A 9,302-nucleotide genomic window follows, 5' to 3' on the forward strand; every position below is an offset into this window, starting at 1 on the left:
CACCACCAAACTCCTGGCCCTGTCCTCCGTGGCGGTGCTCGGCCTGGTCGGCTGCTCTTCCGGCAGCGACGACGCGTCGACCGCGTCCAGCGCGCCTGCACAGCAGGCCGCCGAGCACCAGACCGCACAACCGCGTCTCGTCCTGACCTATGACGGCGGGCTCGCCGTGATCGATGCGCGAACGCTGGAGAACGTGTCGGACATTCCGGTCGAGGGATTCACGCGCGTGAACGACGCCGGCGACGGGCGCTATGTCTTCGTCTCGACCGACAGCGGCTTCCGACTACTCGATGTCGGCACCTGGACCGAGGCGCACGGCGATCACGGACACTCGTACACGGCCGAGCCGGTGTTCACCGACACCGTCTACCGCGGCGAGAAGCCCGGACACGTCGTCGTGCACGACGGCAAGACCGCTCTGTTCACCGACGGCACCGGTGAGGTCCGAATCCTCGACTCGGCGAAGATCGGGTCGGACGGCGCGGTGATCGAGGACTTCACGGTGGAGCCCCACCACGGGGTGGCGGTCGCCCGCACGGACGGGAGCGTCGTCGTCTCGGTGGGCGACACCGACAGCCGCACCGGGGCGATCATCCGTGGCGCGGACGGGGCGACACTCGCCGCCAACGATCAGTGCCCCGGTCTCCACGGTGAGGCGGCCGCACAGGGCGGCGCCGTGACCTTCGGCTGTGAGGACGGCGTTCTCATGGTGAAGGGTGACGAGTTCACCAAGATCAAGGCCGCCGCTCCGTATGCGCGGATCGGCAACCAGGCCGGCAGCGAGGCCTCTCCGATCATTCTCGGCGACTACAAGACTGACAAAGACGCCGAGCACGAGCGTCCGCGCCAGTTCTCGCTCACCGACACCCGCACCGGAACCATCCGCGTGGTCGACATCGACACCACCTACAGCTTCCGTTCGCTGGGGCGCGGCCCGAACGGCGAGGCGCTCATCCTCGGCGCCGACGGCAAACTGCACGTCTTCGATCCGGAGACCGGCCGGGAGACGGCCGCCTACTCGGTGATCGACCCGTGGACCGAGCCCGACGACTGGAAGGACGCGATGCCCGACCTGTACGTCCTGGGCGCCACCGCGTACATCACCGACCCGGCCAAGCAGCGGATTCTCGCGGTGAACCTGACCGACGGCACGGTGATCGCCGAGAAGTCCACCGGCAAGACCAATCTGGAGATGACCGGCGTCACGGGCTGAGCGTCGTCGGCCAGCATGCCCGAGGGACCAGGCGGTCTCGGACAAATCGTCCGAGGCCGCCTGTTCTCGTGTGCACGGCAGTCTGACCTCGAAGGTTGTCTGTGGAGGCGGCAGATGCGATCGTCGCAGGGCAGTCGACCGGGGGCCACCGGGATCCGTTCGACCGGATGATCGGCGCCCAGGCGGCCAGGCGCGGATTGACGATCGCCACCAGCGATCGCACATCCAGGAAGCCTTGCCGACCCCGGTCCTCGACACGCGCCGCTGAGTGTCGGACCTCCGCATTATCCTGGCCCCATGGCATTCGCAGCAGAGCAGCCGATCGTCGCGCACTCGGAGTACCGGCCCATCGGCGAGGTGGAGCGCTCGAGCGCCGCGTTCGAGGTGATCAGCGATCTGGAGCCGGCGGGGGACCAGCCCACCGCGATCGCCGACCTGGAGCGGCGTCTCAACGGCGGTGAGAAGGACATCGTCCTGATGGGCGCGACGGGTACCGGAAAATCGGCCACCACGGCCTGGCTCATCGAGAAGATGCAGCGCCCGACGCTGGTGATGGCGCCGAACAAGACCCTTGCGGCCCAGCTCGCCAACGAGCTCCGTGAGATGCTTCCGAACAACGCTGTGGAGTACTTCGTCTCCTACTACGACTACTACCAGCCCGAGGCCTATATCGCGCAGACCGACACCTACATCGAGAAGGACAGCTCGATCAACGACGACGTCGAGCGGCTGCGGCATTCGGCGACGTCGAGCCTGCTGTCCCGCCGTGACGTGGTAGTGGTGGCGTCCGTCTCGTGCATCTACGGTCTCGGCACGCCGCAGAGCTACCTCGACCGGTCGGTGGAACTCTCCGTCGGGGAGCAGATCGACCGCGATGCGCTGTTGCGCCTGCTCGTCGACATCCAGTACGACCGCAACGACGTCTCCTTCACCCGCGGCGGCTTCCGGGTGCGCGGCGACACCGTCGAGATCATCCCGTCGTACGAGGAACTCGCGATCCGTATCGAGTTCTTCGGCGACGAGGTGGAAGCGCTCTACTACCTCCACCCGCTGACCGGCGACGTGATCCGCCAGGTCGACTCCCTCCGGATTTTCCCCGCCACCCACTACGTCGCGGGTCCCGAGCGCATGGCGAGGGCGATCGAGGGGATCGAGAAAGAGCTGGAACAGCGTCTGGAAGAGTTCGAACGGCAGGGCAAACACCTAGAGGCGCAACGTCTTCGCATGCGAACCAATTACGACGTCGAGATGATGCGCCAGGTCGGCTTCTGCTCGGGCATCGAGAACTACTCGAGGCACATCGACGGCCGGGGCCCCGGGACGGCGCCAGCCACCCTGATCGACTACTTCCCGGACGACTTCCTCCTGGTGATCGACGAGTCGCATGTGACGGTCCCGCAGATCGGTGCCATGTACGAGGGCGATATGTCGCGCAAGAGGAACCTGGTGGAGTTCGGCTTCCGGCTGCCGTCTGCCGTCGACAACCGTCCGCTCACCTGGGACGAGTTCGTCGACCGCATCGGCCAGACCGTCTACCTCTCGGCGACCCCGGGCCCCTACGAGCTGGGCCAGTCCGGCGGCGAGTTCGTGGAACAGGTGATCCGGCCCACCGGCCTCCTCGACCCCAAGATCGTCGTCAAGTCCACCAAGGGCCAGATCGACGACCCGGTCCACGAGATCCGGGAACGGACCGAGAAGGACGAGCGCGTCCTGGTCACCACCCTCACCAAGAAGATGGCCGAGGACCTCACCGACTACCTGCTGGAACTCGGGATCCGTGTGCGCTACTTGCACTCCGAGGTCGACACGCTGCGGCGCGTCGAACTGCTCCGGCAGCTCCGCAGCGGAGAGTACGACGTGCTGGTCGGCATCAACCTGCTCCGCAAGGGCCTCGACCTCCCGGAGGTGTCGCTGGTCGCGATCCTCGACGCGGACAAAGAGGGATTCCTGCGCAGTACCACGTCGCTCATTCAGACCATCGGGCGCGCGGCACGCAACGTGTCGGGTGAGGTGCACATGTACGCCGACAGGATCACCGACTCGATGCAGAACGCCATCGACGAGACCGACCGCCGTCGTGCCAAGCAGATCGCCTACAACGAAGAGAAGGGCGTCGATCCGCAGCCGCTGCGCAAGAAGATCAACGACATTCTCGACCAGGTGTACGCCGAGGCCGAGGACACCGTCGAGGTGGGCGGATCGGGACGCAACGCGAGCCGCGGGCGCCGCGCTCAGGGAGAAGTGAGCAAGTCGGTGAGTGCCGGGGTGATCGAACAGCGGGACACTTCGTCCATGCCGAGGGCGGAACTGGCCGATCTGGTCCAGGAACTCACTGACCAAATGATGAACGCGGCCCGGGACCTCCAATTCGAGCTGGCCGCCCGGCTGCGCGACGAGATCGCTGACTTGAAGAAGGAACTGCGAGGGATGGACGCCGCTGGGATCAAGTAGCGGCGCTTTCTCGTCCCTACCGTTCAGTAAGCAAGGTATGTTCTAAAGCACCGTTCCGGTACGGAGACGCCGTACCGGGCACCCTGACGGAGGTAGAAGCAAGAATGAGCGATTACAAGACCGTCGTCGTCGGCACCGACGGATCGGAGTCCTCGCTGCACGCCGTGGCGCGTGCGGGCGGCATCTCCGGGGACAAGTCCAATCTGGTCATCGCCTGCGCCTACTTCCCGAACGACGGCAAGCTCGCCAGCGCGGCCACCGACACGCTCGGCGCCGATGCGTACCAGGTGATGGGCAGCTCGCCCACCGAGGAGATCCTCCGCAAGGCCAAGGAGCGGGCCAAGGCCGCCGGCGCCGCCGTGGTCGACACCCGCGCCGTCAAGGGCGCGCCGGTCGACGCTCTCCTGCAGCTCGTCACCGATGTCCAGGCCGATCTGCTGGTGGTGGGCAACAAGGGACTCAACTCCATCGCCGGGCGCCTGCTCGGTTCGGTCCCCGCGGACGTCGCCCGCAAGGCCGCCTGCGACGTCCTGATCGTCCACACCACCTAGCAGGCGACTCACTCGCCGGTCGAGCGAGCGTTCCTTTCGACCGCCGGGCCAGCGTCCCTCTTCGATGGTTGAGCGAGCGTCCACTTTCGACGGTTGAGCGAGCGTCCCCTTTCGATGGTTGAGCGAGCGCAGCCCTTCGACGGAGCTCAGGAACCACGAGTCGAAACCGAACCGTCCTCAGCCCTCCGGCAGATCTGAGAGCGCTGCCGGGAGTTCTCGTGCGTGCACCACCACGAGGCGCTGCGTCGCGCGGGTGAGCGCCACGTACAGGTCGCTCAATCCCCTCGGCGACCCCTCCACCAGGTCGGCGGGCTCCACGACGACCACGTTGTCGAACTCGAGACCTTTGGCCGCGGTGAGCGGCAGCACCCGGACTCCGTCGTGGTCGTCCACGGCCAGCGCAGAGTCGGAGGCGGTGTCGGCGGCGAGGACCGCGGTCAAGCCCGGCCAGGCCGCCGAATGTGCGGTCCGTACGGCCGTCTCCAGGGCGGTGTGCTGCGAAGCGCGCACTGCATACGGCTCGATCCCGTTGCTGCGCAACGATTCCGGGGGGCTCTGGGCGGGATCGATCTCGGTGAGCAGCCGATTCGCGTATCGGGTGATCTCGGCCGGCGTCCGATAGTTCACCGTCAGCTCGCGCAGCCGCCACCGATCTCCGACGTACGACGAGAACAGCTCACGCCACGACGTCGTACCCGCCGGATCGCCGGTCTGCGCCGTGTCGCCGATCACCGTCATCCACCGGTTCGGTATGCGCCGCATGATCATTCGCCACGCCATTGACGAGAGCTCCTGCGCCTCGTCGACGATCACGTGGCCGAAGGTCCAGCTGCGGTCGGAGTAGGCTCGTTCGGCGGTCGTCCGGTACTCGACCACTTCCTGACGTTCGGCCAACTGCTCGGCGTCGATCAGGTCGTACGCCATCAGAAGCTCGGGGTCCATCTCGTCTTCGAGGTCCTGCGGCGCCGAACCCGTCAGAATGTCCAGTGCGTCCTGCGCTTCGGCTATGCGACGGCGCCACTGCGCACGCTGCTCGCGTTCTGCCTCGTCGGTGCGGTATCCGATCAACTCGGCGAGCTCGTCCAACAACGGCACGTCGGCCGGCGACATGTCGGCGTCCTCCGGCAGCGGGTGCGGCGCCCGTTGGAGTGCCGCGCGGTCGTCGTCCGTCCAACCCCTCGTCACCTTCTTGCGGAAGTCGCTGTCGGAGTAGAGATCCCGGAGCAGGCGCTGCGGGGTCAGCGTGGGCCAGAACTGCAGCACGGTGCGGACGACGTCGTCTTCGGCTTCGAGTTCGGTGCGGATGTCGTCGAGGTCGCCCGCCGTGAGCAACTGTGAACCGTCGAGCGTGGACGGGCCGAGTCGTCGGGCGTGGACGGCGGCGAGCTCGTCCAGGGCCGCGCGCAGAAAGGTGCGCTGAGCCAGGTTGTGCGGCCTCCGGGTGGAGCGGGCGGCGGCACGCGCCGCCTTGACGATCTCGCCGTCGACCGGGATCCGGTACCCGTCGAATTCGACCTCGAGACCGCGGGGCGGCAGTGATTCACGGGCCCGGACGGCAGCGCGGAGAACCGGCAGCATCCGCGCGGCGTCGCCCTTGAGTTCGGCGGTGCGCCGGTCGTCGCGGCCGGTCGCCCGGATTCCCGGAAACAGGTTGCCGACGGTGGAGAGCAGCACACCCGTTTCCCCGAGCGAGGGCAGCACCTGGGCGATGTAGTCCAGGAAGGTTTCGTTGGGGCCGATGATGAGCACACCGCTGCGCGACAGAGTGTCGCGGTGGGTGTAGAGGAGGTAAGCGGCCCGGTGCAGCGCGACCGCGGTCTTGCCGGTGCCCGGACCGCCCTGCACCACCATGATCCCGCGCTGAGCGGCACGGATGATCTCGTCCTGCTCGCGCTGGATGGTCTCGACGATGTCGGTCATCTGGCCGGTGCGGGCGGCGTTGAGTGCCGCCACCAGGGCGCTCTCGTTCACCACGCTGGAGTCGTGCGCCTCGTCGGCGTCGATCTCGCCGGACAGGAGGTGCTCGTCGGAGACGCTGCGGACCGCGCGGGAGCGAGTCCGCAGGTGTCGTCGTCGTCGTACGCCCTCGGGAGCGGCAGGAGTGGCCAGATAGAACGGGCGCGAGAGCGGAGCACGCCAGTCGAGCAGAAGTGTGCTCACCTGATCGTCGTCGAGGATCCCCATGCGCCCGATCCGCTGCACGCCGCCGTTTTCGGCTTCGGGATCTTCCATGTCCAGCCGGCCGAAGTACAGGTTGTGCTCGGCGGCGTCGATCTGGGTGAGCATCTGCGAGTAGTGGCGCTCATAGGATTCGCGTTCCGACAGCGCCTGCGGGGTGCCGGCCGTCTCCAGCAGGGCGTCGGAGAGACGGCGGTTGGCGGTGGCGCGCATCCGGTCGAGCCGCCCGTAGACGACGTCCAGATGCACCTGTTCTTCGGCGAGGCGGGGATCGGGTGTCACAGTCGCTCCAGTGTACTGAGTCGGCACGGCCGACGCCGGGGACGCGAGATGCCCAGACGACGGCCGGCTGTCGCTGCGGGAGCGACAGCCGGCCGTGACGTCCGGTGCGGTGTGGTCAGCTCGCCTTCGCTGCGGCCTTCTTCGCCTTGGCGGCGGCCTTCTCCTGCGCCTTGCGGACGCGCCGAGCGACCTTGTGGCCGGCGTCGGCGACCTTCTGGCCGGCCTCCTCGGCCACCTCCGGCGCACGGTCGGCGACCGTACTCGCGAAGTCGGCGGCCTTCTCCTTGGCCTGTTCCGCCCCGGTCCGCGCCTTCTCGGCGACGACCGGAGCACGCTCGGCCACCTTGCCGGCGAGGTCCTCGGCACGCTGCTTCGCCTCGTCGGCGACGACGGGAGCGCGGTCGGCGAGCTTCAGTGCCGCTTCCTCGGCTCGATTGCGCGCCTTCTCGGCGACGATCGGTGCGTTCGCCTTGGCCTTGACCGCGGCCACCTCGGCCTTGCCCCGGGCCTTGTCGGCCAGGACTGCGGCGCGTTCGCCCAGATCGTGCAGGTCGTCGTGGCCGTCCTCGCGGGCGTGCGCCACCGCCGACGACCCGGCCTTGACCGCGATGGGCACGGCGAGCGCGGCGACGGGATGTCCGTGCGCTCGGAGCGTCTGTTTGGCGGCGCGCTTGGCCGCCTTCTTCGCCGCGCGCTTGCCGGCCTGGCCGGTCAGGGTCGCTTCCTTGGCGGCGATCTGCCCTGCGACCTTGGCTTCGGCGACTGCATGCCGCGTCCGCCAGGCGACCGACGGCTCACCGGCGGTGTCGGCGCTGGCGATGAGCACGCCGCCGAGCAGGCCGGCGTTCTTGATCAGACCCACCTTGCGCGCCTCGCGCCGCACCGGATCGGTTTCGGTGAAGAATGCGGCGTCGTACGCGGTGACCGGCAGCAGGGAGACGGCCAGGGCTCCGGACGCGACACGCGGCATCTTGCCGGTGGCCAGCAGCACGCCGCCGCCGACCTGCACCGCTCCGGCGATGCGCATCGCCGTCGCCGCGTTGGCGGGCAGCTTGTTCGCCACCGGCGCAGGGAGTGCGTCACGGCCGGTGTCGACCATCGGCTGCACGGTCTCGGCGACCTGCGGCTTGGCGCGCAGCAGTTCGGCGCCGGAGGCGATGAACGCCGAGGCGAGCAGGGGGCGGGCGATCTTGCGGAGAATCACGTCGGGGGCCTTCCAGCGTTTGTTACGGGATCGGTTCCCACAGTATGCCTTGAATCTCTGGGGCAGTGCCGCCGATGTCACACTTCGGAGCTGATGGGTGTTCGTGGCGCGCTGCGTCACCGATTGCGGATTTTGTTGCCGAGAATGAAGCCGAAGAGGCCGATGAGAAACATGCCAAGTGCGGTCTCGACCACTAATAAGAGGTCGGCGCCATCTCCGGCATTCGTTTGGGCGACAGTCTCTTCCGAGTGCAGTCCGACGAACGCAGCGACACCCAACTCCGCAGCTTGGGGGAAGCTCGCGCCGAAGACGGACATGAGCACAGCTGTGACAGTGGCCATCAGCAACAGCCCGGTGGCCGCGATCCGGGCGAGCGACTCACCGTATCCGGTGACGTACTCGGCCACGCTGAGCCCGAGCCAACGGCGCCACTGGCGGTCGTCTCGCGCGATCCGGCGCTCCAATTGCTTGCGTCGCACGTAGGCCCATGCCTCTCCCTCGCCGTCACCTCGGGACGCGAAGTGCCCCGCGAGGTTTGCGTAGACCTCGGCGGCCTCGATACGGGCGCGCGCCAAGTTCCGCCGTCTTTGCGTCTGATCGGGTTCTTTGTGATCGTCGTCGTGGAACTCGACGAATGACTGAGGCAACTCCGGGAGTATCCGACCATTCAGCGACGGCCCGGCGACATTTCGGCGCGTAAGGTCAGATCCCGTGAAGTTGGTGCGATAGATCGAGGATTCTTCGAGATAGACGTCCTCGAGTGTGCATATTCCGTCGAACCGGGCACGATAGAAATCACACCGAGATATTTCGCTGTCCTTGAAGTTACAGGTCTCGAACACCGCGTACTTGAACAATGTATTCGTCAATCGCGCGCGGCGGAACTGCACGAAATTGAAGGTCGGGGGTACTTCTGGCCGGCGCATCCGGGGGTCGAGTCCGACCCGGCAGCTGAAGTCCACGCGGGTCAGTAAGGCCCGGTCAAAGCTACCGTGTTCGAATGAGATGTTGGTGAAGTCGACGTTTTCCAGTACTGCGTCACTGAAGTCGAAGCCGGACAGTGTGCAGGGAGCCAGCGCGCGAAACCAGACGTTCCGTAGCTGTAGTCCGGACCAGTTGCGTGTCGAAAGCTCGTCGTCCGGACCGATCACTACCTCGACATCGGACAGCACGCGATCATCGTTATGGGCGTGATGCGCCCCTTCTTCGGCTTCACGGAGTGAAACTTGTGTACGCCGCGGACAATTCGCGCCTGTCACTGCGCGAGCCCGTCGAGCAGGGGTGGCAGCTGATCAAACGAGCGAATGATCGGTACCGAAGCGGGTAGCCCGAGCTCCGTGTGCCCGTAAGGCGCCTCGTGCCGGATCAGGACGAATCGGCAGCCCGCGGCCATCGCGGCGACGTAGTCGTCGAGCGGATTGTC

6 protein-coding genes are annotated in these 9,302 nt (G+C 67.1%); 3 read left to right on the forward strand and 3 right to left on the reverse strand.

Features of this window, described 5'->3' with window-relative positions; all coding sequences use genetic code 11:
* The 3 genes from aztD to GX543_RS15945 all read left to right on the forward strand — a co-directional run.
* Nucleotides 1-1,213: zinc metallochaperone AztD (gene aztD / locus GX543_RS15930; protein WP_290853340.1), on the forward strand; the 1,213-nt coding region annotated here is incomplete at its 5' end.
* A 297-nt stretch (nucleotides 1,214-1,510) separates the two neighbouring features.
* Nucleotides 1,511-3,664, forward strand: coding sequence for an excinuclease ABC subunit UvrB (gene uvrB / locus GX543_RS15940; protein WP_290853342.1), 2,154 nt, complete (start codon nucleotides 1,511-1,513; stop codon nucleotides 3,662-3,664).
* Nucleotides 3,665-3,768: 104 nt separating this feature from the next.
* On the forward strand, nucleotides 3,769-4,215 hold the full coding sequence (locus GX543_RS15945; protein WP_105942625.1) for a universal stress protein: 447 nt from the start codon (nucleotides 3,769-3,771) through the stop codon (nucleotides 4,213-4,215).
* A 177-nt stretch (nucleotides 4,216-4,392) separates the two neighbouring features.
* On the opposite strand, the gene GX543_RS15950 is transcribed toward GX543_RS15945, so the two are convergent.
* The 3 genes from GX543_RS15950 to GX543_RS15960 form a co-directional block, all read right to left on the reverse strand.
* Entirely contained in the window at nucleotides 4,393-6,675 is a 2,283-nt protein-coding gene (locus GX543_RS15950; protein ID WP_290853344.1) for an ATP-binding domain-containing protein, read from the reverse strand.
* Nucleotides 6,676-6,790: 115 nt separating this feature from the next.
* Nucleotides 6,791-7,879: a DoxX family membrane protein gene (locus tag GX543_RS15955; RefSeq protein WP_290853345.1), complete on the reverse strand. Its 1,089-nt coding sequence runs from the start codon at nucleotides 7,877-7,879 to the stop codon at nucleotides 6,791-6,793.
* Nucleotides 7,880-7,995: 116 nt separating this feature from the next.
* Entirely contained in the window at nucleotides 7,996-9,051 is a 1,056-nt protein-coding gene (locus GX543_RS15960; RefSeq protein WP_290853347.1) for a pentapeptide repeat-containing protein, read from the reverse strand.
* Nucleotides 9,052-9,302 lie beyond the last annotated feature (251 nt).

It is taken from the genome of Gordonia sp. (in: high G+C Gram-positive bacteria), assembly GCF_012515855.1.
In the GTDB taxonomy this organism is placed as follows: Bacteria; Actinomycetota; Actinomycetes; order Mycobacteriales; family Mycobacteriaceae; genus Gordonia.